The 26,095-nt window shown below is 69.2% G+C and carries 24 protein-coding genes and 1 tRNA gene; 15 read left to right on the forward strand and 10 right to left on the reverse strand.

The annotated features are described in order from the left end of the window. Nucleotides 1-80: 80 nt before the first annotated feature. The 3 genes from AC3EO4_RS14615 to AC3EO4_RS14625 all read right to left on the reverse strand — a co-directional run bounded on the left by AC3EO4_RS14615 (nt 81) and on the right by AC3EO4_RS14625 (nt 5,424). Nucleotides 81-1,577, reverse strand: coding sequence for an alpha/beta hydrolase (locus tag AC3EO4_RS14615; RefSeq protein WP_431895990.1), 1,497 nt, complete (start codon nt 1,575-1,577; stop codon nt 81-83). Nucleotides 1,578-2,565: 988 nt separating this feature from the next. Next, nucleotides 2,566-3,885: an ABC1 kinase family protein gene (locus AC3EO4_RS14620; RefSeq protein WP_431895992.1), complete on the reverse strand. Its 1,320-nt coding sequence runs from the start codon at nt 3,883-3,885 to the stop codon at nt 2,566-2,568. An 84-nt stretch (nt 3,886-3,969) separates the two neighbouring features. After that, nucleotides 3,970-5,424 carry a ThiF family adenylyltransferase gene (locus tag AC3EO4_RS14625; RefSeq protein WP_431895994.1) on the reverse strand — a complete coding sequence of 485 codons (1,455 nt, stop codon included), beginning with the start codon at nt 5,422-5,424 and terminating at the stop codon, nt 3,970-3,972. 103 nt (nt 5,425-5,527) lie between these two features. Here AC3EO4_RS14625 and AC3EO4_RS14630 point away from each other — a divergent pair, with 103 nt between their 5' ends. The 3 genes from AC3EO4_RS14630 to AC3EO4_RS14640 all read left to right on the forward strand — a co-directional run bounded on the left by AC3EO4_RS14630 (nt 5,528) and on the right by AC3EO4_RS14640 (nt 7,467). Next, nucleotides 5,528-6,310: an enoyl-CoA hydratase/isomerase family protein gene (locus AC3EO4_RS14630; protein ID WP_431895996.1), complete on the forward strand. Its 783-nt coding sequence runs from the start codon at nt 5,528-5,530 to the stop codon at nt 6,308-6,310. Nucleotides 6,311-6,379: 69 nt separating this feature from the next. Continuing rightward, nucleotides 6,380-6,895: a M48 metallopeptidase family protein gene (locus AC3EO4_RS14635; protein WP_379583407.1), complete on the forward strand. Its 516-nt coding sequence runs from the start codon at nt 6,380-6,382 to the stop codon at nt 6,893-6,895. Nucleotides 6,896-6,927: 32 nt separating this feature from the next. Beyond that, complete coding sequence (locus AC3EO4_RS14640; RefSeq protein WP_379583408.1) at nt 6,928-7,467, forward strand: hypothetical protein; 540 nt, start codon at nt 6,928-6,930, stop codon at nt 7,465-7,467. On the opposite strand, the gene AC3EO4_RS14645 is transcribed toward AC3EO4_RS14640, so the two are convergent. Genes AC3EO4_RS14645 through AC3EO4_RS14655 form a run of 3 tightly spaced genes read right to left on the reverse strand, consistent with a single transcriptional unit; the run spans nt 7,454 to nt 10,203 of the window. Next, nucleotides 7,454-8,422 carry an endonuclease/exonuclease/phosphatase family protein gene (locus AC3EO4_RS14645; protein ID WP_379583447.1) on the reverse strand — a complete coding sequence of 323 codons (969 nt, stop codon included), beginning with the start codon at nt 8,420-8,422 and terminating at the stop codon, nt 7,454-7,456. The two genes, AC3EO4_RS14640 and AC3EO4_RS14645, sit on opposite strands and share 14 nt — an antisense overlap. A gap of 27 nt (nt 8,423-8,449) precedes the next feature. After that, complete coding sequence (locus AC3EO4_RS14650) at nt 8,450-9,010, reverse strand: NUDIX hydrolase (RefSeq protein ID WP_379583410.1); 561 nt, start codon at nt 9,008-9,010, stop codon at nt 8,450-8,452. After that, nucleotides 9,007-10,203: a zinc-dependent metalloprotease gene (locus AC3EO4_RS14655; protein ID WP_379583449.1), complete on the reverse strand. Its 1,197-nt coding sequence runs from the start codon at nt 10,201-10,203 to the stop codon at nt 9,007-9,009. Before AC3EO4_RS14655 ends, AC3EO4_RS14650 begins: the two co-directional genes overlap by 4 nt. Before the next feature lie 130 nt (nt 10,204-10,333). Here AC3EO4_RS14655 and AC3EO4_RS14660 point away from each other — a divergent pair, with 130 nt between their 5' ends. The 6 genes from AC3EO4_RS14660 to AC3EO4_RS14685 all read left to right on the forward strand — a co-directional run bounded on the left by AC3EO4_RS14660 (nt 10,334) and on the right by AC3EO4_RS14685 (nt 17,004). Continuing rightward, nucleotides 10,334-11,407, forward strand: coding sequence for an NAD-dependent epimerase/dehydratase family protein (locus AC3EO4_RS14660; protein ID WP_379583451.1), 1,074 nt, complete (start codon nt 10,334-10,336; stop codon nt 11,405-11,407). Then, complete coding sequence (locus AC3EO4_RS14665; protein WP_379583453.1) at nt 11,404-11,829, forward strand: molybdenum cofactor biosynthesis protein MoaE; 426 nt, start codon at nt 11,404-11,406, stop codon at nt 11,827-11,829. Before AC3EO4_RS14660 ends, AC3EO4_RS14665 begins: the two co-directional genes overlap by 4 nt. A 10-nt stretch (nt 11,830-11,839) precedes the next feature. Next, the gene (locus tag AC3EO4_RS14670) at nt 11,840-12,886 is read left to right on the forward strand and encodes a YlbL family protein (protein ID WP_379583411.1); all 1,047 of its coding nucleotides are present in this window, start codon (nt 11,840-11,842) and stop codon (nt 12,884-12,886) included. Nucleotides 12,887-13,029: 143 nt separating this feature from the next. Continuing rightward, nucleotides 13,030-15,936: a UPF0182 family membrane protein gene (locus AC3EO4_RS14675; RefSeq protein WP_379583413.1), complete on the forward strand. Its 2,907-nt coding sequence runs from the start codon at nt 13,030-13,032 to the stop codon at nt 15,934-15,936. A gap of 45 nt (nt 15,937-15,981) precedes the next feature. Further along, nucleotides 15,982-16,058 (forward strand) — tRNA-Met (locus AC3EO4_RS14680). A 436-nt stretch (nt 16,059-16,494) separates the two neighbouring features. Then, entirely contained in the window at nt 16,495-17,004 is a 510-nt protein-coding gene (locus tag AC3EO4_RS14685) for a DUF2510 domain-containing protein (protein WP_431896000.1), read from the forward strand. A 347-nt stretch (nt 17,005-17,351) separates the two neighbouring features. Here the strand turns inward: AC3EO4_RS14685 and AC3EO4_RS14690 are convergent, their stop codons facing one another. After that, nucleotides 17,352-18,104, reverse strand: coding sequence for a class I SAM-dependent methyltransferase (locus tag AC3EO4_RS14690; protein WP_431896002.1), 753 nt, complete (start codon nt 18,102-18,104; stop codon nt 17,352-17,354). 135 nt (nt 18,105-18,239) lie between these two features. Between AC3EO4_RS14690 and AC3EO4_RS14695 the strand changes: the two genes are divergently transcribed. The 6 genes from AC3EO4_RS14695 to AC3EO4_RS14720 all read left to right on the forward strand — a co-directional run bounded on the left by AC3EO4_RS14695 (nt 18,240) and on the right by AC3EO4_RS14720 (nt 24,854). Then, the gene (locus tag AC3EO4_RS14695; protein ID WP_379583417.1) at nt 18,240-19,157 is read left to right on the forward strand and encodes a hypothetical protein; all 918 of its coding nucleotides are present in this window, start codon (nt 18,240-18,242) and stop codon (nt 19,155-19,157) included. A 143-nt stretch (nt 19,158-19,300) separates the two neighbouring features. After that, entirely contained in the window at nt 19,301-20,020 is a 720-nt protein-coding gene (locus AC3EO4_RS14700) for a hypothetical protein (protein ID WP_431896004.1), read from the forward strand. A 116-nt stretch (nt 20,021-20,136) separates the two neighbouring features. Next, on the forward strand, nt 20,137-20,730 hold the full coding sequence (locus AC3EO4_RS14705) for a DUF1707 SHOCT-like domain-containing protein (protein ID WP_431896006.1): 594 nt from the start codon (nt 20,137-20,139) through the stop codon (nt 20,728-20,730). 243 nt (nt 20,731-20,973) lie between these two features. After that, nucleotides 20,974-21,717 (forward strand): group II truncated hemoglobin, encoded by a 744-nt coding sequence (locus tag AC3EO4_RS14710; RefSeq protein WP_431896008.1) that lies wholly within the window; start codon nt 20,974-20,976, stop codon nt 21,715-21,717. A gap of 9 nt (nt 21,718-21,726) precedes the next feature. Next, nucleotides 21,727-24,189: a sensor histidine kinase gene (locus AC3EO4_RS14715; RefSeq protein ID WP_431896010.1), complete on the forward strand. Its 2,463-nt coding sequence runs from the start codon at nt 21,727-21,729 to the stop codon at nt 24,187-24,189. Beyond that, a complete protein-coding gene (locus tag AC3EO4_RS14720) occupies nt 24,186-24,854 on the forward strand; it encodes a response regulator (protein ID WP_379583427.1) in 669 nt (222 codons plus the stop codon). Before AC3EO4_RS14715 ends, AC3EO4_RS14720 begins: the two co-directional genes overlap by 4 nt. On the opposite strand, the gene AC3EO4_RS14725 is transcribed toward AC3EO4_RS14720, so the two are convergent. From AC3EO4_RS14725 to AC3EO4_RS14735, 3 genes are read right to left on the reverse strand one after another with little or no spacing between them, the layout of a single operon-like run. Next, nucleotides 24,851-25,075: a hypothetical protein gene (locus AC3EO4_RS14725; protein WP_379583429.1), complete on the reverse strand. Its 225-nt coding sequence runs from the start codon at nt 25,073-25,075 to the stop codon at nt 24,851-24,853. The two genes, AC3EO4_RS14720 and AC3EO4_RS14725, sit on opposite strands and share 4 nt — an antisense overlap. 28 nt (nt 25,076-25,103) lie before the next feature. Further along, nucleotides 25,104-25,298, reverse strand: a complete 195-nt coding sequence (locus AC3EO4_RS14730) for a hypothetical protein (RefSeq protein WP_431896013.1) — start codon at nt 25,296-25,298, stop codon at nt 25,104-25,106. A 49-nt stretch (nt 25,299-25,347) separates the two neighbouring features. Then, nucleotides 25,348-25,746 carry a hypothetical protein gene (locus AC3EO4_RS14735; RefSeq protein ID WP_379583432.1) on the reverse strand — a complete coding sequence of 133 codons (399 nt, stop codon included), beginning with the start codon at nt 25,744-25,746 and terminating at the stop codon, nt 25,348-25,350. Between the last annotated feature and the right edge of the window lie 349 nt (nt 25,747-26,095).

Raw genomic sequence — 26,095 nt, forward strand, 5'->3', positions numbered from 1 at the left:
TCACGGTCTGACCTCACGTAGAAAGGCCGGGTGCGCTCCACGCACCCGGCCTTTCGGCTGTCTTCGGTACTCCTACGGCCCTACTTCGCCGCCGCCTCGCACAGCAGGTCCCGCTCCGGCCGTACCCCTTCGGTCAGGAACGCGGTCACCGTACGGTCGCCGCACGCGTTGCCGTTCGCGAGGTAGACACCGTGCCCGCCCGAGTCCACGACCACCATGCGCGCCCGCTCGCCGAACGCCCGCCGCATCTTCTTCGCCCCGCTGTACGGCGTCGACGGGTCACGCAGGTTCTGGATGAGCAGCACATTGGACGGCCCACGCGACGTGATCCGCACCGGCGCCTCCGCCACCGGGTAGGGCCAGTACGCGCACGGCCCCATGTTGACCGGCATCCCCGCCGTCAACGGGTAGCGCGCCCTGTCCCGCGCCACCTGCCGACGGTGCCAGTCCACCGAACTCGGCCACTCCACGTCGTTGCACAGCGTCGCGGCCGCCGACGCCGCGATGTTCTGCAGCGCGCTCTCCGGCGGGGTGTTCGGCGCGGGCAGCGGGCCGCCCGCCATCGCCGCCCGCATCAGACCCGCCAGCATCGGGAAGCCCGCGTCGCTGTAGAGCGCGGTGAGCACGGTGTCGCGCAGCACGTTGCCGTTCAGCTCCTCCGGGTTGGCGCCGGGCCACGGCACCGGCTGCCGGTCCAGCCGCTCCGCGAGCCGCAGGAACGTACGGCGGACCGCCGCCTGGTCCCGGCCGAAGCCGTACTCGCCGTCACGCGCCGCGGCCCAGGCGGCGAAGTCCGGGAACCGGTCCTCGACCCCGACCGAGTAGTTCGCCAGCCAGGCCCGCGCCACCCGCCGCGGGTCGGGGTCGTCGTTGCTGTCCAGCACCACCCGATCCGTCCGCTCGGGGAACAGTTCCGCGTAGACCGCGCCCGCGTACGTGCCGTACGACACCCCCCAGTACGACAGCTTCTCCTCGCCCAGCACCCGCCTGATGCTGTCGATGTCCCTGGCCTCGTTGCGGGTGCTGACGTGCCGCAACACCTCACCCCCGTTCCGCGCGCACGCCGCCGCGATCCGCCGCGACCATGCCGCGTTCTCGGTGATGTCCCCGTTCGCGGCGGGCCACGGCTTGATCCTGGTGAAGGCCAGATCGGCCTTGCTCAACCCGCACGAGACCGGCGAACTCGCCCCCACCCCGCGCGGGTCGAACCCGACCAGGTCGAAACGGTCGAGCACCTCCTGCGGGAGCCGCTTCACCTGCGCGCTCGGCCTGTTCAGCCCCGGACTCCCTGGACCGCCGGGGATCAGCAGCAGGACGCCTCGCCTGAGCTCCGGCTTGGCGGTCCTGATCCTGGAGACGGCCAGCGAGATCGTTTGCCCGCCCGGCGCCCGGTAGTCCAAGGGCACCCGCAGGGTCGTGCACTCCTGCCGCGGATCGACGCCCGCCCCTCCCGCGCATCCTCCCCAGACGGGCGTGGCGACGGGGGCGGCCATCGCGCCGGCCGAGGCGGCCGGTGCGACGGCGACGGTGAGGGCGGCTGCGGTGGCGAGGGCGGACAGTTTCGTGAGGGCGCGCATGGGGTTTCGTCTCTTCCGTTCGGGTGGTTCGTCTTGCTGCACCTCAGAGTCTTCCGATCAGCGAACCGCAGCCCCAGAGACGTGATCACCACCCCGCCATGACCTCATCACAATCCAGACAAACCCCCGCAAACCACTCCCATCATCGAGCCCGACAGTCCTCCAAGCTGACCCGAACACGGATGCGCTGACGGGCAGCCAAGCCCTGAACCCCAACCAGGGCGAGGGCCCCGAACCCGGGTGGGCGACGGCAGGATCGGCGGCTGGTCTGAGGGGCGGCAGGCGGAAGTCGAGGCACGTGAATAGAGGGTGAGGAGCCCCTGGACTCGGGCGGGCGATGTCAGGGTTCGACGGCTGGTCTGAGGGGCGACAAGGTCGAGGGGGAGCTGAGGGCACACGAACCGGGGGTGAGGGTCGACGGCTTTCGGGTGGCCGAGGTCACGGTCGACGGCTGGCCTGGGGGCGACAGGGTCGAGGACGCAAGCCGGTGCTGGTCTGGGGTGGTGAGGGGCGGTGGCTCTCGGGTGGCGACGTCAGGGTCGGCGGCTGGTCTGAGGGCGACAAGGTCGAGGGGGGAGCTGAGGGCGCACGAACCGGGGGTGAGGGTCGACGGCTTTCGGGTGGCTGAGGTCACGGTCGGCGGCTGGCCTGGGGGCGACAGGGTCGAGGACGCAAGCCGGTGCTGGTCCCGAGGTGATGAGGGACGACGGCTCTCGGGTGGGCGACGGCAGGACCGGCGGCTGGCCTGAAGTGCGGCAGGGCCGGGGACGGGGACCCCTTGAGTCCGAGAAGGCAGCAAGGCCGAGGACAGAGGCCCGCTCGGCGCGCGAGAGGGCACGACCAGGTAGAGGAGCTCGAACGGACCGACCCAGGCACGCGGCGTGTAACCGAAGGGGTGAGGCGTATAGCCGAAGGAGCGTGAGGGCGTGAGGAGGGATGAGATGAAGGGACTCGATCGAAGGGGACCAGGAGACCGCCGGAGCAGGCGTCAGCCGACGGCCTCGTCGGCGAACCCCGGAACCCACCGGATCACCTCGTCGCGAAAACGGGCCGTGGTCCCGAGCTGGCACAGCACCCCGACCCCCGCCGCATGGACGCGGTGGATCAGCACGTACGAGACGGGCAGGTTGAGTTGCCTGACCACGTTCGTGGGTCGCAGGTCGGTCGCGCTGGCCGCCTGTGCCTGCAGCCATTCCCTGCTGAACGTGAACTCCTCGACCGCCGTCGGCTCCACATAAGGCGCCAGGAAGCCGCGCAACGCCTCCGGGTCGATGTCGATGTGCTCCTGGATGAAGCCCTCGTCACGCAGCCCGGCCACGACCGTGTCCATGTCGCCCTGGTTGAAGATGCGGGTCAGCTGGCCGAACGCCTTCGGGTATCCGTCGGGCAGCCGGTTGACCGCTCCGAAGTCGAGCACGCCGAGCCGGCCGTCGGGCAGCATGCGGAAGTTGCCCGGATGCGGGTCGGCGTGGAGCATCGCCACGCGGGCCGGTGAGGAGAACAGGAACCGCACGAACAGCAGCCCTGCTCTGTCGCGCTCGTCCTTGGTGCCGTCGGTGATGATGCGCGACAGCGGCGTGCCGTCCATCCACTCGGTGACCAGCACCTCCTCGTTGGCCGCGATGACGTCGGGCACGAAGAAGTCGGGATCGTCGCCGAACTCCTGCGCGAAGGCGTGCTGCGCCTCGGCCTCGTGGAGGTAGTCGAGCTCCTCGGCGATCCGCTCGCGTAGTTCGGCCAGGACCGCCCTGATGTCGAGGCCGGGCAGGAGCACCCCGAAGAGCTTGCCGAGGCGCGCCAGCTGGGCGAAGTCGCCGAGCAGGGCCTTGCCCGCCCCCGGGTACTGGATCTTGACGGCGACCGTCCTGCCGTCGTGCCATACCGCCTTGTGGACCTGTCCGATGGACGCGGCGGCGGTCGGCCGGTCGTCGAAGGACTGGAAGTGGTCGCGCCAGTCGTCGCCCAGCTGCTCGGCCAGCACTTTGTGGACGGTGGCCGCGGGCAGCGGGGGAGCGGAGTCCTGCAGTTTGGTGAGTGTCGCCCGGTAGGGGCCCGCGATCTCGGGAGGCAGCGCCGCCTCGAAGATGGACAGCGCCTGGCCGAGCTTCATCGCTCCGCCCTTCAGCTCGCCGAGCACCTTGAAGATCTGCTCGGCGGTGCGCTGCTGGATCTCCTGGGTGACCAGCTCGGCCGACTTGCCGCCGATCCGCTTGCCGATCCCCATGACGGTACGGCCGGCGAACCCCAGCGGAAGGGTCGCCAGCTTGGCGGAGCGCGTGACGGCGCGGCGCGGAAGATCACTCACCATGACGCGCGACATCTCTCGTCGACATGCCGCTTCCCCCCTTCGTGGTCCGGACCTGACGGGGCCCACGGTCCTGCGGCTGGCCCGTCAGCAGCAGGAACCCGGCTCGACCATTGTTAGCGCACCTAGGTCGTTTCGCCAGCAACGACATTGTGGATGCACCCTCCAGGATCGGCGCTTCCAGCGCCAATCAGGCAAAACATCCATTGTGCCGTTTGTCACAGCGCTGTCCTGGCCGTCGATATGAGCAAGCGCATGTCCGGCTGCGGTGGCCGCGACCAGCGAGGACAGCGCCGACCCGCAGGCGATCTCGCCGGCGGGGAAGCCGCCGAGTCTCGCGGTGACGATCGGCCACGCAGGGTCACGATCGCGCCGTGCGAGATCGAGGCAGTGCAGGCATGCGGTCTCGCCCGGCCGTACCAGGGGGCCGACGGAGCCGTGCCCCTCGAAGGCGGCCACGAGCAGGTGGGGGATCTTCATCGCGACCAGTTCGGACACCAGGACGGCGTCGAGCGGGCCGACGGGCGCGAGCACGACGAGGTCGGGCCGCTCGACACCGTCCCCGAGGTGCGGCCCCCCGGCCCGCGCGTCCACCGACCCCTCGAACTCCGCACCCGAGGAGCCCGCATCCCGAGCGCCCGCACCCCGAGCGCCCGCACCCCGAGCGTCCGCACCCTGGGAGCCCGCCCTACGGGCGTCCGCCCCGGGAGCGTTCGCACCCCGAGCGTCCGCACCCTGGGAGCCCGCCCTACGGGCGTCCGCCCCGGGAGCCTTCGTACCCCGAGGGCCGGTGTCGCGAGGGCCGGTGTCCCAGGGGCCGGTGTCCCGGAGGCTGTTGTCCCGGGAGCCGGTGTCCGGGAGGTCGGTGTCCCGGGGGTTCTCCCTCCGGGAGTCCGCGCCGGCAGAGTCCGGTGCCTGCGAGTTCGACGAGCCCGGGGCGGGCGAGCAGGCGGACCCCGCGGTGATGCGTCTGGCCACCGCCACCGCGCCCTGCTCGCGCGGCAGCCCGAGCTCCTCCCAGCCCAGCCCGCCCGGCACGAGGTCCTCCGGCCTGGCAGGCTCGGGGTCGATCACCCGCACCTGTCCCACCCCCGAGGCGGCCAGCAGCGCGACGATCTGCGCGCCCACCCGCCCCGCGCCGTAGACCCGCACCCGCGCCTCCCGTCGCCGGCGCATCGTCACGAGCGCGCCTCCAGGCGTCGTCGACGCCAGGTCGAGCGCGTCGAGATCGGGCCGCAACCTGTCCCGCTCGGCCAGCGTGAGCCGCGCGAGGGGAACAGGCAGCACGGCCGCGTCGTCGAGCACGCCCCTGGCCGTGAGCGTGTCGAGCAACGTCTGGGCGCCTTCCTCCGACAGCCCGGCCTTGGACGCCTCCTTCATCACCTGCCCGATCTCTCTCGTGCCGTCGAGCCGGTCGATCCACTGCTTCACCGACGGCGCCAGATCGCTCAGCAGGACCGCCCTGCGCGGATGTACACCGAACTGCAGGGTGTGCTCGTCACGGAGGATCCTGCGCAGCACGGGTTTCACACGTGGCCTCATGGCGCGCAAGATTCCCACCGCGAATCATGATCGCGGGGCCGTTTCGCCTGCCCTGTGGATAACCTGTGCCGCCCTCGCGAGGGGCTGTGGATACGCTCTCCCAATGAACGAGCTCTTGATCGATCGGCACGACGACGGGGTCGTCCTGCTCACCCTCAACCGCCCCGACCGCCGCAACTCCATGACCGACGGCATGACCGCCGCGTGGGCCGAGACGATCGGCGCGCTGGCCTCCGACAGGGAGGCCCGGTGCCTGGTGGTCACCGGCGAGGGCAGCGCCTTCTCCTCCGGCGGCGACCTGTCGTGGCTGGCGGAGCGGGGTGACGAGACGGTGCCCGCGCTCCGCGACCGCATGCTCGCCTTCTACCGCACCTGGCTGTCGATCGCCGACCTGGAGATCCCCACGATCGCCGCGGTCAACGGTCCGGCCGTCGGCGCGGGTCTGTGCGTCGCCCTGGCGTGCGACCTCGTCTACGCCGCCGACGAGGCCAAGCTCCTGGCTCCCTTCACCTCGCTCGGCCTGCACCCCGGTATGGCCGCCACCTACCTGCTCCCGAGCAGAGGCGGGATCAACCTCGCGCGCGAGCTCCTCCTCACCGGCAGGACCATCAGCGGGCAGGAGGCCGCGCGTGAAGGGCTCATCAACCGCTCGTTCCCGAAAGCCGACCTTCTTCCGAAAACTCTGGAGATCGCGAGAAGCGTCGCGGCCAACGCTCCGATCGCCACCCGGCTGACCAAAATCGCCCTCAAGCCCGCACACAATGACCTTGATGAGGCGCTCAAATGGGAGTCGCTGGCCCAGCCTGTGACGATGACCTCGAACGACATGCTTGAGGGCCTCACCGCGCATCGGGAAAGGCGGGTGCCCAAATTCACCGGCTCTTAATCATGCTGACCAGCGAAAACAGAGGCTCACCCCCTGTGGAATTTCGTCAGTGTCGGCTAACGTGCATATGTGTCCCCCGAGAGAGTCGAGGTCCGTCGAAGTTCTCGTCGCCGGCGTACGGTCTCCGCCTACCGCGACGGCGACAAGACGATCGTGCTCCTGCCCGCCTGGCTGAGTGGCGAGGACGCTGACGAATGGGTGAGCCGGATGCTCGATCGGCTGGCGGCCAAGGAGCAGCGCAGGCGTCCCACGGACGAAGGCCTGCTCGAAAGGGCCGTCGAGCTCTCATCGCGATATCTCGACGGCAAGCCCCAGCCGATCAGCGTTCGATGGGTCGACAACCAGCAGCACAGATGGGGCTCGTGCACCCCTGACAGCGGCACGATCAGGATCTCGACCCGGCTCAAGGGGCTGCCCGAGTGGGTCATCAACTACGTCATCATTCACGAACTCGTGCACCTGCTGGTGCCGAGCCACGGGCCCGATTTCTGGGCACTGGTCGAACAGTATCCCAAGGCGGAGCGGGCGCGCGGCTTCCTTGAAGGATTCTCCGCGGCGGCCGTCAACCCTCCGGAGGAGTGTTGACCCGGGTTGTCGCGGTTCTGGCACGGCAAAGCATGACGAATGCCGCCCCCGGCGATCCAAGGAAGTTCCTGGAAGCCATAGTCGAGGACACCTACGAGATGGTCGCGGGCCTCGAACTCGTCACGCCCGTCCTCGTCACGAGCGTTCCCGACTTGGATCATCTCTTGTGGCCCGGCACGGACATTATCCCGATAAATGAGGACACACCGCTTAAGGACATCTTCAAGGCGATAAATGCTGATCAAGCGGCGATTGTCAGTGGAGACGCCCCCGACCTGCCACCCCTCCTCATCGGCAAGCTGTTCCGCGAACTCGGCAGAGCCGAGCTGACCGTCTGCCCCGCCGAGCAGGGCGGCGCGGTCGCCATCGCGGCGAACCTCCCCTTCCCCGACTGGGCCGGTCCCGATCTCGACGCCGTCGACCCGGTGAAGGAGCTGCGCGCCCAGGCCCCGGGCCGCCGCATGGTCGCCACCACCCCCGGCTGGCACCGCCTGCGCACCAGAGCCGACCTCGACCGTCTCGACCCTGGCCTGGAGGGCTGGGACAACACCAGGGCGGTCACGGCACGGTGAGGACGGCGAAGACCGCCCGGTGATCGGTGCCCGGCACCGTGTGCACGCTGACCTCCCGCACCCCCACCCGCGAGTCGGCCAGCACGTGGTCGATCGTGATGATCGGCGGGATCCGCTTGTTCGCCGGCCACGTCGGCACCAGGCCCTGCCCGACCTCGTCGGCCGCGTCCTTGTAGCCCCGCCCGAGCACCTCGCGCATCGCCGCGTGGTCGAGGCTCGCGTTGAAGTCGCCCGCCAGCACCCGCACGGCCTCGCCCGAGGCGGCCGGCAGTGCCCGCAGCGCGGCGTGCCAGTCCTGGACCTGCGGGCCGAGCGGCGGATAGGGATGCACGGCCACGACCTGGACGGGCTTGCCGCCGGGCAGCGCCAGCGTCGCCGCCGGCGTGTTGTTGCCTGTCGGCGGGATCAGCCCCGGCAGCTGGGTCAGCGGAAACTTCGCGTACAGGCCGCTGCCGCCAGGGCCGTCCTCGTCCTCCAGCACCCGGTACGGCATCAGGTCCTTCAACCCCGCCGAGTCGAGCCGCTCGACCCCGTCGTGCGTGAGTTCCTGTGTCGACAGCACGTCAGGGTCGAAGCGCCGCACCAGCTCGATGACCGACGCGGCGTCCGCCTCGCCGAAGAACATGTTGAGAGTGAGCACCCTGAGCGGCCTGCCCGCGGTGGCGTCGGCCGTACCGAGGGCTCGGGGCAGGACGCTGAAACCAAGGGCCGCGGTCGTGATCACGGCCACCGCCGCGACCGCGCGGTTGCGCGAGGCGAGCGCGAGCAGGAGCGGCACCAGAGAACCCGCCGCCGCGTACGGCGTGGCAGTCATGAGCTGCGTGGTGAGGGAGCCGCTTTCGAGTCCGCCGACCCTGGCGGCGGCCCAGACCGCGAAGGGGGACACCGCCACCCACGCGAGCGCCTTGAAAGGGAATCGGCGACGCGCGGGCGTCACGATCGTGCCACCGACCATGTCCACATAACCCCCTGCACGGGGACTCTAACCGAGCGAGTGTGAACCCGCCGTAAGAACCTGCCGGCCGCGCCGGGCCAGCAGCCTGGTGGCCTCGTCGGACAGCTCGGGGATCTCGTCCACGGGGAACCAGCGCAGGTCGAGCGACTCGTCGCTCATCACCGCCTCGGCGCCCTCGGGGGCGACCGCCGCGTACTCCACGTCGAGATGCCAGCTGTGGGGCGGGTGGCACCACACCTTGTGCCTGTCGAGCGCGAGCGGCCCCGGAAGCAGCCGCAGGCCCTCGATCCCCGACTCCTCCGTGGCCTCGCGCAGCGCGACGCCGGCGAGCGAGCCGTCGTACGACTCGCAGTGGCCGCCCATCGGCAGCCACATGCCCGCCTTGGGGTGCAGCGTGAGCAGCACGCTGGCGCCGTCGTGCGAGAGCACGGCGGTGGTCGCCGTGAGGTGCCCCGGCGCGCACGCGCGGGTCATGGCGTCGGGATGCCGCCGCAGGTGCTCGAGGAACTCGCGCCTGAGCTCCTCCTCGGCCGCGGTGGGCGCGGACCATCCACCGAGTACGGCTACCGCGTCGCGGTGAAGGGTCAAGCCTCGCCGTCCTCGAGCTTGGAGATGTCCCAGGCCGTCTCGCCCTTGACGAACGTGTCGGGGGCGTCGAGGTCGTCGGCCGTCGGCATCAGGTCGGGGTGGCCCCAGATCGCGTCGCGTCCGTCGATCCCCCTGTCGGCGAGCACCGCCTGCCAGAGGGCCGCGGCCTCGCGCAGTCGCCTGGGCCGCAGCTCCAGGCCGACCAGCGTGCCGAACGTCGTCTCCGCGGGACCGCCGGTCGCGCGGCGTCGCCGTACCGTCTCGGCGAGGGCGTTCGCGGACGGCAGCTTGCCGTCGGCCGCGGCGTCGACCACGGTGGCGACCCAGCCCTCGACCAGCGCGAGCATGGTCTCGAGGCGGGCCACGGCGGCCTTCTGCCGTTCGGTCTCCGCGGGCTTGAGCAGCGCGCCGCCGCTCAGCGCCTCCTGGAGTGCCTCGGGGTTGTTGATGTCGAGGCCGCGGATCTGCTCCTCCAGGGCGGAGGTGTCGACCGTGATGCCCCTGGCGTACTCCTCGACCGCGCCGAGCAGGTTCGCGCGCAGCCACGGCACGTGCTGGAACAGCCGGTGGTGCGCCGCCTCGCGCAGAGCCAGGTAGAGCCTGATCTCGTCGGCGGGCAGTTCGAGGCCGTTGCTGAAGGAGGCGATGCCGCCCGGCAGCAGCGCGGCGGTGTCGGACAGCGGCAGGCCGATGTCCGTCGTGCCGATCACCTCGCGGGCGAGCGAGCCGAGGGCCTGGCCGATCTGCTGGCCGACCATCATCCCGCCCATCTGCTTCATCATGCCCATGAGGGGGCCGAGCTGGGCGGCCATCTGCTGGGCCTCGGGCGGCAGCTCGGCGCCGCCGATCATGCCGCTCATGGTTTCGACCATGCGCTCGGCGATCGGCTCGCACAACTTGCGCCAGACGGGGACCGTGTTCTCGATCCACTCGGAACGGCTCCACGCCTGAGGGTTGGACACCCCGCTGGGCAGCGCGGTCGCCTCGTTGAGCCACAGGTCGGCGAGCTGAAGAGCGTCGACGATCTGGCGGCGTTCGCCCTCCATCACGCTGGGATCGCCCTCGGCGACCACCGCGTGGCGGGCGATGTTCTTCGCCATGTCCCAGTTGACAGGGCCCGAGCCCTGCGGCGCCGACAGCATGTCGGCGAACTGGCGCATCGCCTGAGCCATCTGCTCAGGGTTGCCGAACATCCCGAAGGGATTCTCGTTGGGGTCGTTTTCGCGACCTGGCAGGTCAGTCACCGCTCTACCTCGTGCAGGATGGAGGAGTCCACATCCGCCACGTTAGTCGTCCTACGGCGGATCAGTGCAAAGTGAGGACCTGGTGCCTACCTCGAAACGCCCGCGCCAACCAGTCGTCGCCGTCACCGGCGCGTCCTCAGGCATCGGCCGCGAGCTCATCGCGAAGCTCGCCACCAACGCGGATTTCCGCAGGGTGGTGGCCATCGACGAGCAGCGCGGCGACGTCCAGGACGTCACCTGGCGAGTGATCGACGTGCGAGATCCGCTCTTGGCGAACCGGATCTCCGACATCGACGTGCTGGTCCACCTGGCGGGCGACTACGCCCTCGACTCCGACCCGGCCGAGCGGCGCGCCTACAACCTGCGCGCGGCCCAGACGGTGCTGACCGCCAGCGCGGCCGCGCGCGTCCGCCGCGCGGTCCTGGTCACCAGCGCCATGGTGTACGGCGCGGCTCCCGACAACGAGGTGCCGCTGGCCGAGGGCGCCGCGGTCGCCGCCGAGCCGGACACCGGCGTGGTCGGCGACTACCTGGAGATCGAGGCGCTGGTCCGCAGGGCCTCGCGCAGCCACCCCGGCCTCGAGGTGACGGTGCTGCGTCCCGCGGCCGTCGTGGGCCCCGGCATCGACACCGTCATCACCAGGCACTTCGAGTCGCCCAGGCTGCTGAAGGTCAAGGGCTGCTCGCCGCGCTGGCAGTTCTGCCACATCGACGACCTGGTCTCGGCCCTGGAGCTGGCCGCCCGCGGCGTGGTCACGGGCGTGGTCGCGGTCGGCTCCGACGGCTGGCTCGAACACGAGCAGGTGGAGGAGCTGTCCGGGATCCGCGGCTTCGAGCTGCCCGCCGGCCTCACCTTCGGTACGGCACAGCGCCTGCACCGCCTCGGCATCACCCCCGCCCCCGCCACGGACCTCCACTACGTCGTCTACCCATGGGTCGTCGACTGCGCCGGCCTGCGCGAGGCGGGATGGAAGCCCGCGTGGACCAACGAGGCAGCCCTGGAGCAGCTGCTCGAGCTGCGCGAGAACAGGACCACCGTGGTCGGCAGGCGACTGCCGGTCAAGGAGGCCACGCTCACCGCCGCCGGCGCCACGGTCGCGGTCATCGGCACGGCGGCCATCGTCAGGCAGGTACGAAGGAAGCGTAAGCTCTGAGCGTGATTCGGTTGCTGGACATTCGCGACACCCCACTGTCGGTCGAAGAGGTGTTCGCGGCCGTGGGATCCCACGCGGCCGGAGGCACCGCGCTGTTCGTGGGCACGGTTCGTGAGCAGGATCACGGCAAGGCCGTGACGAGGCTGTCGTACTCCGCGCATCCCAGCGCGGTCGAGGAACTGAGGCGGGTGGCGGAGAAGGTCGCCACCGACTATCCCGTGACGGCCCTCGCCGCCGTTCACAGGGTGGGCGACCTCGAGCTCGGCGACATCGCGGTGATCGTCGCCGTGGCGTGCCCGCACAGGGGAGAGGCCTTCGAGGCCTCCCGCAGGCTGATCGACGACCTCAAGGCAGAGGTTCCGATCTGGAAACATCAGGTGTTCGCCGACGGGTCGACCGAGTGGGTCGGCGCCTGCGAATAAGCTCATGCCCATGTCACGACGTGCAATCACCTTGTTGGTGGCCGGCTTCCTGGTCCTGGCGCTCGGCATCGCGGGCGCCTGGCTGGACGTGCCGTACGTCGTGCTGAGCCCGGGGCCGACCGAGAACACGATCGGCGAGGTCGACAAGAAGCCCGTCATCTCCATCCAGGACAGGCAGACCTACCCGACGACCGGCGCGCTGAGCCTGGTCACGGTCTCCTACCAGGGCGGCCCGCGAGCCAGGCCCGACCTGCTGACCGCGCTGCGCGGCTGGGTCGACCCCACCTCGGCGGTCGTGCCCGAAGAGTCGATCTTCCCGCGCACGCAGACGGCGGAGGAGGTCGAGCAGGAGAACACGGCGGAGATGACCAGCTCCCAGGACAACGCGACCGCCGCGGCCCTGACCGAGCTGAAGATCGACTACTCCATGGTGCCGGCCGTCCTGTCGGTGGAGAAGACGGCGCCCGCGGCCGGTGTGCTCAAGCCGTCCGACGAGATCCGCACCGTCGACGGTAAGCCCATCACCTCGGTCGACCAGGTCTCCGCAGGGGTCAAGGCGCGCAAGCCGGGCGACGAGATCGTCTTCGGCGTCACCAGGGACGGCCGTCAGCTGGACGTCACGGTCAAGAGCATCGCCTCCAAGCAGGGCACCGCGATGGTCGGCATCGTCATGCACGCCAAGTACAAGTTCCCGTTCAAGGTAAGCATCAGCGTCGGCGACGTCGGCGGGCCGAGCGCGGGAATGATGTTCGCCCTCGGCATCATCGACAAGCTCACCCCCGGCGCGCTGACCGGCGGCAAGTCGGTCGCGGGCACGGGCACCATCACCCCCGACGGCAAGGTGGGCGGCATCGGGGGCATCGCGCAGAAGATGGTCGGCGCCAAGGACTCCGGGGCCACGATCTTCCTCACCCCCGCCGACAACTGCGCCGAAGCCGTCAAGGCGGCTCCCGACGGGCTCAGGCTCGTCAAGGCGGAGACGCTCCACGGCGCCGTCCAGGCGCTCGACGCGATCAGGTCGGGCAAGGGCGTCGTGCCTTCCTGCTCGGCGGGGTGAACTTTCCGGGCCCCTCGAGCGTTAGCCGTACGGCATCCTTCGTCAGCTCTCTCGAGCCGGTGTAGGTTGCCAATCACGGACCGTTTGCTCATCACGACGAGGGGTTGGCCTTGGCATTCCGGACCCCAGGACCCGGTCGGGGGATGCGTTTGCCCCGTCGACCGCGACTGCTTCTTCCCGTCGCCATCGCTCTGGTGGCGATCGTGGCGTTCTTCTTCTTGTTCTCCGGCATCTACACCGACTACCTCTGGTTCGACTCGGTCAAGGCCACCTCCGTCTTCTCGGGCGTGCTGCTGACCGAGATCGGGCTGTTCGTGGTGGGTGCGCTCCTGATGGCGGGCATCGTCGGCGGCAACATGCTGCTGGCCTTCAGGATGCGCCCGATGTTCGGTCCCGCCATGTTCGGCGGGGGCAGCGGCGCCGACCGCTACCGGTTGGCGCTCGACCCCCACCGCAAGCTGATCTTCATCATCGGCATGGCCGTGCTCGCGCTGTTCGCGGGCTCGTCGTTCGCCGGGCAGTGGAAGACGTGGCTCCAGTACGTCAACGGCACGCGGTTCAACAAGACCGACACGCTGTTCAAGCTGGACATCTCGTTCTTCATGTTCGACTACCCGTTCATCAGGATGGTGCTGAACTTCCTGTTCACCGCGGTGATCATCGCGATCATCATGGCGGCGATCACGCACTACCTGTACGGCGGGTTCCGGCTGCAGTCGCCGGGCGTCCACGCCTCCCGCGCGGCCCGCGTGCACCTGTCGGTGCTGCTGGGCCTCTTCGTACTGCTCAAGGCGGTCGCCTACTGGGTCGACCGCTACGGCCTGGTCTTCTCCGACCGCGGCTTCGTCCACGGCGCCTCCTACACCGATGTCAGCGCCGTCCTGCCCGCCAAGACGATCCTCGCGATCATCGCGCTGATCTGCGCCGCGCTCTTCTTCGCGGGCGTCGTACGGCCTGGCGGCATGCTCCCCGGCGTCTCCTTCGGCCTGCTGGTCCTGTCGGCCATCCTGATCGGCGGCGTCTATCCCGCGCTCGTCGAGCAGTTCCAGGTCAAGCCCAACCAGCAGCAGCGTGAGGCCGTTTACATCGGCCGCAACATCGAGGCCACCCGTGACGCCTACGGCGTGGCGGGCAGCGAGGTCATCCCCTACTCCGCGCAGTCGGACCCGAGCAAGGTGACCGCCGACGGCGACGTCTCCGTGTCGGGCGTCCGGTTGCTCGACCCCAACCTGGTGGCCAAGACCTTCCAGCAGAAGCAGCGCATCCGCGGCTTCTACGACTTCCCGACCCAGCTCGACGTCGACCGCTACAAGGGCACGGGACCCGTACCTCGTGACCACGTCGTCGCGGTCCGCGAGCTGACGGGCCCGCCGGCCCAGCAGAACAACTGGATCAACAAGCACCTCGTCTACACCCACGGCTACGGCTTCGTCGCCGCGCCGGGCAACGAGGTCGACTCCGAGGGTCTGCCCAACTTCGACGCCAAGGACATGCCGGTCATCGGCTCCCTCGGCCAGACCATCAAGGAGCCGCGGGTCTACTTCGGCGAGCAGGTCGCCACCGAGTACGTCATCGCGGGCGGCCCCGACGCCAAGGCGGGTCAGGGCCAGGAGCTCAACTACCCCGAGAGCGGCGGCACGGGGCAGTCCAACACCACCTACACAGGTCAGGGCGGCGTGCCCGTCGGCTCGTTCTTCAACCGCCTGGTCTACGCGGCCAAGTACGGCGAGAAGAACATCCTGCTGTCGGGCGACATCAACGACGACTCCAAGATCCTTTACGAGCGCAACCCGCGTGACCGCGTCGCCAAGGTGGCCCCGTTCCTCACGCTGGACGGCAACCCCTACCCGGCGATCGTGGACGGGCGCATCACCTGGATCGTCGACGGCTACACGCTGTCCAACGACTACCCCTACTCGCAGAGCAAGTCGCTGGCCTCGATGACCGAGGACACCACGACCCTTCGAGGCGTGGTCGCCCAGCAGCCCCGCGACCAGATCAACTACATCCGCAACTCGGTCAAGGCGACCGTCGACGCCTACGACGGCACGGTCACGCTCTACGCGTGGGACCCCAAGGACCCGATGCTGCAGACGTGGAGCAAGGCCTTCCCCGGCGTCATCCAGCCCGCCAGCAAGATGAGCCAGGGCCTCAAGGATCACATCCGCTACCCCGAGGACCTGTTCAAGGTGCAGCGCGACATCCTGTCGCAGTACCACATCGAGGACGCCAACGCCTTCTACAGCGGCCAGGACTTCTGGAACGTCCCCTTCGACCCCTCGCAGGGCGACAGGGACGTCAAGCAGCCGCCGTACTACCTGACCACCACGATGCCGAACCAGTCGCCGTCCTTCTCGCTGACGACGACCTTCGTCCCGCGCCAGGGACCCAACCTGGCGGCCTTCATGGCGGTGGACGCGACCGACGGACCCGACTACGGGAAGCTGCGCATCCTGCGCATGCCGTCCAACACCTCGATCCCCGGTCCCGGACAGGCGCAGAACAACTTCCAGAACAAGTTCTCCGGTGAGCTCAACCTGCTCGGCCTGGGCAACGCCACGGTCCGCTACGGCAACCTGCTGACACTGCCCTTCGCCGACGGCCTCGTCTACATCGAGCCTGTCTACGTCCAGACCGCGGCCGCCGCCGGTCAGGAGCCGTTCCCGATCCTGAAGCGGGTTCTGGTGGCGTACGGCAGCACGGTCGGCTCGGGTGACACGCTGAAGGATGCCCTGGCCCAGGTCTTCAGTGGCAAGGCCGCCGAGCAGAACACCGGGCAGGACCAGCAGACGGGCCAGCCCGCCAACGTCACCGTCACGGCCAAGCTGATCGCCGATGCCCAGAAGGCGTACGACGACGCCAACAAGGCGCTGGCCAGCTCGCCGCCCGACTGGGTCAAGTACGGCGAGGCGCAGAAGCGTCTGCAGGACGCGCTCAACGCCCTCGGCCGTAACTCCTCCATCCAGCCCACGCCCACCACGAGCCCGACTCCCGCGCCGAGCGGGACCCCGACGGGTTCGCCGACACCGTCGCCTACGCCGAGTTCTTGATTTGCACAAGCCCCGCGTCGCGGATAGTCTCTAGACACACACCGACGCGGGGTGGAGCAGTTCGGTAGCTCGCTGGGCTCATAACCCAGAGGTCGCAGGTTCAAATCCTGCCCCCGCTACCAACGAAAAGGCCCTCAGGGAAATCCTCCCTGAGGGCCTTTTCCATGCCTGCGTAACCATCGAGCCTCCAACGGGGTTCCGGCGGCCTACGGGACCTGCCGGTTCTCCTCACCGAAGATCTGCTTGGCCCAGCCCTTGCCTGTCGAGCGGTGTGTGTAGATCGCGAACGTGTAGGACATGCTGGCGTGGCCGATGCGGTCGCTGAGGATCTTCGGCGTCCATGGGTGTGCCGTACGTCGTGAAGACGGATCGACAAGACATCAGGACATCGCCATCCAGGCTGAAACACTGGGGTGATCAGGGCGACGAGCGGCAGCAGCGTGGCACTGCGCATCTGGCGGATCTTGTTAGACGAGCCCTCGCGACTGCTGCTAGCCTGCGGCAGGTTCTAGATCGTCCAGAGTTCGATCCTCATCGCGCTGGAAGGCAGGACACCCAGTGGACGCACCACATCAGCCGAGCCCGCCTGCCCCCGGCTTCTACCCGGACCCTGGTGGGCAGCCGTTCCTGCGCGAGTGGGACGGCCAACGGTGGACCGAGCGGACGGCCGCCCAGGGCGGCACGTCAGCCCCACCTGTCAGGGCGCGGAAGTGGCTGCTCCCCGCTGGGATCGCCCTCGGCGTCCTGGTGCTCGTCGCTGTCGCCGTCGGCGTCGTGGTCGTCATGCGGGGCACTGATCCGGTCGTCGTCGTGCGGTCATCGGGTCAGGAGATCCGACGGAGCGAGGTGGCCGAGCACCTCGCCTCGATCTCCAAGGCTCATTTCAATCTCGAACGTGATGCCGGTGCGCCCCAGTCGCGGGAGCGGAAGAAGCTATGCGGGCACATCGCCGGCTGGATCGTGGATGAGGACAGACCTCTGGCACTGCCGTTGGAGTCGATGGGCGAACCCCTGCGGTTCCCGGAGGGGCCGAAGTCATTCCTGGAAGCGTGTTTGGCCGCCGAATGATGTAGCGGGCCTCTGCCGCTACATCATGGAGTTGACGACGTTGCGCGGCGAAGGTTCGCAGAGCGAACCGAGTAGGTCTCCCCAATGGTTCAGCCTCGTCAACTCTGCGAACCAGTCCTGTTCCCGCTCGCGGTGACCAAAGCGGGGACCAGGACCGGGCAGCGCGGAAGATCACGGCTGAGACGTGGTGAGACGCCCCAGCACTCTGATCCTGCCGGGTCTCCTCGCCGAAGATCAGCTTGGCGACCCGCGTCGGTCGCCTCCGCCAACCAGCCGCCTCAGGCCATGTTCGCCCGGTCGGGCTTGCTCGGCTGGGCGGCTTGGCGTTCGGTGCCCGATCGGTGAGGTCAAACGGCTTCCAGGACGAAGAACAGGAAGCACAGGAAGGTCGAGTCGGCTTCTTTGAGTTCGTCGGGGAACAGTTCGTGGGCGCCTGGCGCTGGGCGCGGTTCGCTGATGACGGCGATCCGGAAGCCGGCCGCGGTGAAGGCATCGGTCATCGCGTGCAGCGGCCGGTGCCAAAACGTGAGCACAGCATCCTGGCCGCTGAAGGTGAAATCCTCGGAGTACTCGCGGGTCGCGAAGTAGCCGCCACCGGGATAGGCCAACGGGTAGATCAAGGGGTGATTGACCGCCACGATGAGTCGGCCGCCGGGCACCAGCAGGCGCCGCAGGTCGGCGAGCGGTGCCTTCCAGTCCTCCAGGTAGTGCAGGACCAGGCACACGATGACATCGTCGAACGCGCCGTCAGGGAACGACAGAGGACCGCCGCCCAGACCGGCCTGATGCAGGGCCGCGCCCTCGCCGAGCCGCTGCCGGGCCAGGTCCAGCATCTTGGCGCTGGGGTCGACGCCGGTCACGATGGCGCCCCGCTCACGCAGCTCCGCGAGCAGAGGGCCTGCACCGCAGCCGACATCGAGGATCCGCCGCCCGGCCACGTCTCCGGCCAGGTCCAGGATCGCGGGCCGCGTGTAGTAGCCGTTGATGAGGTTGGACTCGGTTTCGGCCGCGTACGCCTCGGCGAAGCTGTCGTAGTCGTTGGCCACGGCCTGGTCGGCGGGCCCGGCGGAGTTCTCGATCGCGGCAGACATGCGGCCCATCCTGGCATGGGCGATCGGTCACCACGGGTGTGCCCAGATCCGATCGACGCAGGGGACGAACATCTGCCGGCTCGACACCCTATGCTCCCGCTCATGACGTATCGGCCCTATGCGCCAGACTCTCCGGGTCAAGAGATGGACGAACCACCAGCGCCGGCAGCGGCGCGGTCGCAGGAAGAGAGACCACAGCAGGAGGACGAGGACAAGGCGGGCGTTCTCGACCTGCTCGAAAAGATCGGATCAGTCGTCGTCCCGCTCGGCGTGACGTTGTACGCGCTGCTCTACATGGGCTACCAGGGGATGTACGCCGTCTTCGGCATCACCCCCGAGCAGGCCGGAATCGACCAGTCGGTGTTGTTAGGCCGGCTGCTGGGAACGCTGCTCCCCCTGCTGATCCTCGGTGCGATCGTCACCGGGCTCCTCATCAGCCTGGGCTGGCTGCTGAACGTGATCACGCGTGGCTGGGTGGGTCGGGTGGCTCAGCGGATCAGGGAGCAGCCGTGGATCGTCGCCGTGGTCGCGGCGGCATGGGCAGGTGCGTCCTATCTGGGCTGGATGTACTTCATGACCGCTCTGGACGCCGCCGATCCCACCGCGAAAGTGACGGTCGAGGCCGGTGACGTGCTCATCGCGGCTGGGGTGGGTGTGGTGGCCTATGTCGTGCCCTTCCGGCTGCTGCGGCGCAGGCCGATCGGCAGGGCGGGGCTGAAGGTGCTGGTCGGGGCGCTGACCGGGATCGGGCTCGGCTACATCCTCATGATTCAGATGATCTACGGTGCGATCGCGGTGCTGGAGAAGGGGGAGTCGACAGCGCTGCTGGACGCCGTCGGCTTCCAGACGCAGTGGGCGAAGCTCCAGGACAGCGGCGGCAAGCCCCTCTACGACAGCCGCTGGATGATGATCCTCGGCGAGCACGAGGGCGGGTACGCGATCTATGACTGCGACAAGGGGCAGACGTTCCGCAAGTTCTCCGAGAGCACGATCCTGACCGAGGTCCAGATGTGGTCTCCCGACCGTAAGAAGGGCTTCACCTGCGGAACGCTCGCGGAGTAGGACCAATCGGTCGTGGTGGTGGGCCTGGTGATCGCCGCCCTGTGGCGGGTGAGGTCCGGCCGGTCGTTCCCTGACGAAAGTCAGGGCGGTGCCCCGACGATCGGGAGGTGTGGCGGCGTTGCGTTCCGTTCAGGATCGGCGGCATGGATCGCACTGCCTGGTTCCCCGGCCGCTTCCTCGGCGGGATCGCCCTCGTCCTCGGCCCCCTCCTGTGGCTGGCCGGACTGTTCGTCCGCCATCTCAGCCTGCGGCTGCCCTTCACCGCCGAGCAACTGCGGCACTTCGACAGCCTGCCGTTCGCCGCGACCTGGCAGCTCGCCGCCTACGTCGAGAACCCGGCCCTGGTCACCGCGGGCTTCGCGCTCTTCGCCGCCGGATCGGCCGTGCTCTGCCTCGCCTTCGCCACTCTCGCGCGGATCGTGGGCCACGGGCTCGCCGTCTGGGGTGGGGCGATGCTCATCGCCACCCTTTTCTCCCGCCTGTACTGGACGGGCGTCGAGCAGACGGCGTTCCAGCTGATCGGCCCGCTGGGCCTGGAGAGGGCGACGGAACACGTGCTCGGGATCTACACGGAGATCTCCTACGGGCCCTGGCTGTTGTCCGTCGCCCTGTCCTGCGGCCAGTACGTGGGCACGGTCCTGCTGTGCGTCGGCGGCTACCTGACCGGCACGTTCGGCACCGCCCGCCTGGCCCTGCTCCTCTTCGCCGGCACGCTGTGGGCCGGTGTGCTCAAGGCCGCCCAGGTGCAGGACCTGGTCGCGATCGGCGGCCTCTGCGCGGTCCTGGTCCCGCTCGGCGTCACGGTGCTCCGCGCAGGACTCCCCGAACCCGCCCGCAGGACCAGGCGCCTGGTGAGCTGGTAAGCGGGCGTCATGCGCGCCCCTGCCACGCGACCGGCGGTACGGGTCGTCGGGATCCGCCGGCGGGAACCGATCATCGGGTCTGGCCCGGAGCGGGATCGATCTCTACTGTGAACGGTATGACCGACCGGGCACAGCTCCGGGCCGGCGACAGCGACAGGGACAGGGTGGCGCAGATCCTCCGCCTCGCCGTCGGCGATGGACGCATCAGCACCGACGAGCTCGACGAGCGTCTCGACCGCACCTACGCCGCGCGGACGTGCGGGGAGCTCGACGCCGTCGTCGCCGACCTCCCGGACTTGGGCGACCAGGGCGGCCACCTGGAGATTCCCGCCGCGCTGCGGCTGTCCACCGGCTGGGCCAGGAGCGCCAAGCAGGTCGGCCACTGGGTGGTGCCGCCGCGCATCGAGCTCGAGTGCGGATGGGGCACGGTGCGGGTCAACTTCATGCGCGCGACGTGCCCGCACCGCGAGGTGTCCGTGGACGTGCGGTGCGACTCGCTGTTCGCGGACATCTGGATCGTCGTGCCGCGAGGATGGCTGGTGCGCGCCGAGGAGGTCACGACCGGCCGGTCAGGGCACGTCCACAACAAGCCGCCCACGCCTCTCGCGCAGGACGGCGTCGTCCTGCGCATGACGGGCCACGTCGAGAGCGGCGACGTGTGGATTCGCTACCGCAGGCCGCCGGGCGCGAACGTCACGGCGAGGGCGTAGGGGCGGGAGCCCATCGCCTGGTGGTCACGCCGCTCGTGTCGAGGCGCGCGGGACCTGTCTCAGGTGCTGCCTCGGCTGTCCCGGTCGTGCCTGAGCGCCAGCCGTACCGCGAAATACACGATCACGAACTGGAGCAGTGCGCTGAGTAGCCACGAAAGGAGGGGATCCACACACCGAGTTTGACGGCATATATCTGGATACTCCATGGTTGTGGCAAAGTCCGCAGGATGATTACATAATTACGTGATTGTTGAGTACATTCGCTACCGGGTTCCGGACGCGGACGGCTTCGAGGCCGCCTACCAGCGGGCGGTCGTGCCGCTGGGCAGGTCGCCGCAGTGCCTGAACTACGAGCTGTCCCGATCAGTGGACGAGCCGGAGTGCTACATCCTGCGCATCGAGTGGACCTCCGCTGAGGACCACCTGGAGGGTTTCAGGAAGAGCGACCACTTCGCAGAGTTTTTCGCAGAAATCAAGCCCTATGTGTCGAATATCGAAGAGATGCGGCACTACGAGCAGGTCATCACCAAGACCGAGCCCACACTCTACGAGTGGGCCGGCGGTGCCGCGGCGCTCGAACGGCTCACCGAGGTCTTCTACGCGAAGGTCGAGAAGGACGACCTGGTCGGACCCCTGTTCGCGGGCATGGACCCGGGCCACCCGCGGTACGTGGCGATGTGGCTGGGCGAGGTCTTCGGCGGACCCGACACCTACTCGCGCGAGCGCGGAGGCCACTCGCACATGGTCTCCAAGCATCTCGGCAAGGGCGTCACCGAGCCGCAACGCCGCCGATGGGTGAACCTGCTCATGGACGCGGCCGACGAGGTCGGCCTGCCCCGCGACGCGGAGTTCAGGGCGGCGTTCGCCGGCTACATCGAGTGGGGCACGCGTCTGGCGCTCTACTTCTCCGGACCGAAGGCGCAGGCGCCACGCCCGGAGCCCGTGCCCAGGTGGGACTGGGGGAGCAGGCCACCGTACAGGCCATAGTCTGGAGCCATGGGCAGGGGGAGGTTGCGGATCTACCTGGGCGCGGCCCCCGGAGTGGGCAAGACCTACGCGATGCTCGGTGAGGGTGGCAGAGCCCTCGCGCGCGGCAGGGACGTGGTCGTGGGTTTCGTGGAGACCCACGGCCGCAGGCGCACCGCCGATCAGCTCGACGGGCTGGAGATCCTTCCCCGCAAGCACCTGCGTCACCGCGGCGCCGACTTCACCGAGCTCGACGTCGAGGCCGTCATCGCCCGCGAGCCGAAGATCGCCCTGATCGACGAGCTGGCCCACACCAACGTGCCGGGCTCCCGCAACGCCAAGCGCTGGCAGGACGTCGAGGAGATCCTCGCCGCGGGCATCGATGTGATCTCGACCGTGAACGTCCAGCACCTGGAATCCCTCAACGACGTCGTCGAGGAGATCACCGGAGTGCCGCAGCGCGAGACCGTGCCCGACGAGGTCGTCCGGCGCGCCGACCAGATAGAGCTGGTCGACATGTCGCCCGAGGCGCTCAGACGCCGGATGGCTCACGGCAACGTCTACGCGCCGGAGAACGTCGACGCCGCCCTGTCCAACTACTTCCGCGTCGGCAACCTGACCGCCCTCCGCGAGCTGGCGCTGCTGTGGCTCGCGGGCAAGGTCGACGAGCAACTCGACCGCTACCGCGCCGACCACGGCATCTCCGGCACGTGGGAGGCGCGCGAGCGCGTGGTCGTGGCCCTGACCGGCGGCCCCGAGGGCGAGACCCTCGTACGGCGGGCCGCCCGCATCGCCGCCAGGAGCAAGGGCGCCGACCTGCTGGCCGTCCACGTGACGCGCGCCGACGGCCTGTCGAGCAGCGCCGACCCCGCCAGCCTCACCAAGCAGCGCGCCCTCGTGGAGAGCCTCGGCGGCACCTACCACCAGGTGGTCGGCGACGATGTCCCGCGCGCGCTGCTCGACTTCGCCACCGGCGTCAACGCCACCCAGCTCGTCCTCGGGGCCTCCCGCAGGAGCAGGCTCGCCCAGGTTCTCGCCCGCGGGGTGGGTCTCACGACCACGGCGCTGTCCGGCTCGATCGACGTGCACCTGGTCACGCACGAGGCGACCCACCATCCCGGCAGGCCGCCGGCCTCGCGTGCCGCGCTGACGCGCAGGCGCAGGACGGCAGGCTGGGCCATGGCGCTGCTGGCGATGCCGCTGCTGACCGCCGGCATGCTGCCCTTCCACGGCCACCTGACGCTGCCCAGCCAGATCCTGCTGTTCCTGCTGCTGGTGGTGGGGGTGGCGCTGGTCGGCGGGATGTGGCCCGCGCTGACCGCGGCCGTTTTCGGGTTCGCGCTGCTCAACTGGTTCTTCACGCCGCCTCTGCGCACCCTGACGATCCACGCGCCGGAGAACCTGCTGGCGCTGGTCATCTTCGTGCTCGTCGCGGCGATGGTGAGCACGGTGGTCGACCTGGCGGCCCGCCGTACCAGAGAGGCGGCCAGGTCGAGCGCCGAGGCGGAGGTCCTCTCGACGCTGGCGGGGCAGGTGCTCAGGGGTGAGCCGCTGCTCGAACGGCTGCGCGAGATCTACGGGCTGACCTCGGTCACGCTCCTGGAACGGGCGGGGGAGAGCTGGCGGATCGTGTCCATGGCGGGCGGTCCGCCCTGCACCGACCCAGGCGCGGGCGACACGGACGTGGTGATCGACGAGGACCTGGTGCTGGCCGTGCGGGGCAAGCTCCTGGACGCCGCCGACCGTCGCGTGCTGGAGGCGTTCGCGGCGGAGGCCGCGGTGGCGCTGCGCCATCAGCGGCTGACGGAGGAGGCCGAGGCGGCGCGTCCGCTGGCCGAGGCCGACAAGATGCGCACCGCGCTGCTCGCGGCGGTCAGCCACGACCTGCGCACGCCCCTCGCGTCGGCGAAGGCGGCGGTGGAGAGCCTGCGCAGCACCGAGATCGACTGGAGCTCCGCCGACCGGCGGGAACTGCTGGCCACCGCCGACGAGTCGCTGGTGAAACTGCATCGGCTGGTGGAGAACCTCCTCGACATGAGCCGCCTGCAGGCGGGCGTGCTCGGGCTCTCGCTGCAGCACGTGGCCCTGGAGGAGATCGTCCCCAGGGCGGCGGCCGACGTGGGCGACATGGTGAAGATCGACCTCCCCGCCGACCTGCCCGAGGTGATGGCCGACCCCGTCCTGCTGGAACGGGTCCTGGTCAACCTCATGGGCAACGGTGCCCGCTACAGCCCCGTGCTCGTCACCGCCAGCTCGCACGGCTCGTCCGTCGAGATCAGGATCATCGACCGCGGTCCCGGCATCCCGCCGGAGGCGCACGAGCGGGTGTTCCTGCCGTTCCAGCGACTGGGGGACCGCGACAACCACACGGGCGTCGGGCTCGGGCTCGCGCTGTCGCGCGGGCTGACCGAAGCGATGGGCGGCACCCTCGTGCCGGAGGAGACACCAGGAGGAGGACTCACCATGATCATCTCTCTGGAGATCGCCACATGACACGGGTCCTGGTGGTCGATGACGAGCCGCAGCTGCTTCGCGCGCTGCGGATCAACCTGGCGGCCAGGGAGTACGAGGTCGCCGTGGCCGAGGACGGCACCTCGGCGCTGCGCCAGGCCGCCGACTGGCATCCTGACCTGGTCATCCTCGATCTGGGACTGCCCGACCTCGACGGCGTCGACGTCATCCACGGCCTGCGCGGCTGGACGAGCGTGCCCATCATCGTCCTGTCGGGCAGGACGGGCAGCGACGACAAGGTCGACGCCCTCGACGCCGGCGCCGACGACTACGTGACCAAACCCTTCGGCATCGACGAGCTCCTCGCGCGCATCCGCGCGGTCACCCGCAGAACTCAGGCGTCGCCCGACGACCCGGCCGCCGTACGGATCGGCGACCACGAGATCGACCTGGCCACCAAGACCATCTCGGGTGGAGTACGGCTCACCCCCACCGAATGGCACTTCCTGGAGCTCCTGCTACGCAATCCCGGCAAGCTCATCAGCCAGCGGCAGGTGCTCACGGAGGTGTGGGGCAGCGCGTACCTGAAGGAGACGCACTACCTGCGCCAGTACATGGCCCAGCTCAGGCGGAAGCTCGAGCGCGACCCCGCGCGCCCTGTCCACCTGCTCACCGAGCCGGGAATGGGATATCGCTTCCAGCCCTAGAGATCCTCGTTGAAGGATCTCGGCTCCTCCAGAGGATCGGGGTGGGCGTCGGTGACGCGCCGATCTTCCTCGTTCATCCAGTGGAAGATCCCTCGCGTGCACTCGTCGTCGATTTCGTTGATGTGGTGCCGCTCGGGATAGCTGTCCTTGTACATGGCGATCGAGGATTCCTGAACGTCATCGCCCATGTCCTGGGAGATTTCGTAAGGTTGATCACTCATAGCTATAGAATACTCACTTTGCGGCGATCTATCGGACATGTCGGGCGCGGAGTGACCGGGCCTTGTGCACGGACCAGCCCGCGAGCAGGACACCGAAGAGCACCTGGGCGGCGCGAATCCACGCTGGAGTGGTGTCGGCCGCGAAGACCACCACACCTGTCCACAGCACCGCGAAGCCCGTGACCAGGGTCAGCGCGGCCCAGTCCGTTGCCGTCCGCCACATGCGGGCAGTCTGGCAGGCGGTCAGCCAAGACCGGGTATGCGTCCGGTCGTCATCGCGGAAGCGTACGGCTGGTGCCCACGCACCGGCGCAGGCGCAGCCCGGTCCGCTTGGGAGCGACGGGCTGGTCGAGGGCCGCGAGCAGAGCGGCGGCGGTGCGCGCGTCGGCCAGGATGCGCTGGACGGTCTCGTCGCCGGCAGGCAACTGGCCGCGCTCGTCGAGCTCGTGCTTGAGGAAGACCAGCGGGTCGGGCTCACCTGCGGACTCGGCCGCGACAGTGGCGCGGGCCGCGGTCACCAGGCGCAGGTAGTAGTTGCGCAGGGCGGCCTCCCGCATGCGCACGTGCTCCAGGTCGTCCAGCAACGTGCTGGCGATCCGGAGCAGGTCGCCGACGCGATTACTCTCGTCGGCGATGGCGGCGCGGATGTCGTCGAACTCCGAGCGGGTCATGGCGGGCACCTCCACAGGCGCAGTGAGCGCGTGCCTACTTCGTACCGGGGGGCGATTGCGGATGGCTTGCCAACTGGTTGCGAGAGCCCGAGGTTTGGGGAGCAGCTGGGGTGGGAATGACCTCCAGGTTGCCTGAGTGGCGTGAAGTGCCTCCGGAGTCCTGCTAGAGTTTCTGCTGTCGCCCCGCTCCGCAGGAGTGTGGCGCGACGAATCCCACTTCTTGATCGCTTGTCCGGTTGGTTCGCATCTGTCCGGATCGGCTGGTAGAGTAGAGGGGTTGTCCCGAAAGGGGCGGTCGGAAATTCTCGGCAGGTTTCGCGAAAAGAGTCAATTTGACTCGGATCGCGGA

It is taken from the genome of Nonomuraea sp. bgisy101 (genome assembly GCF_057708945.1).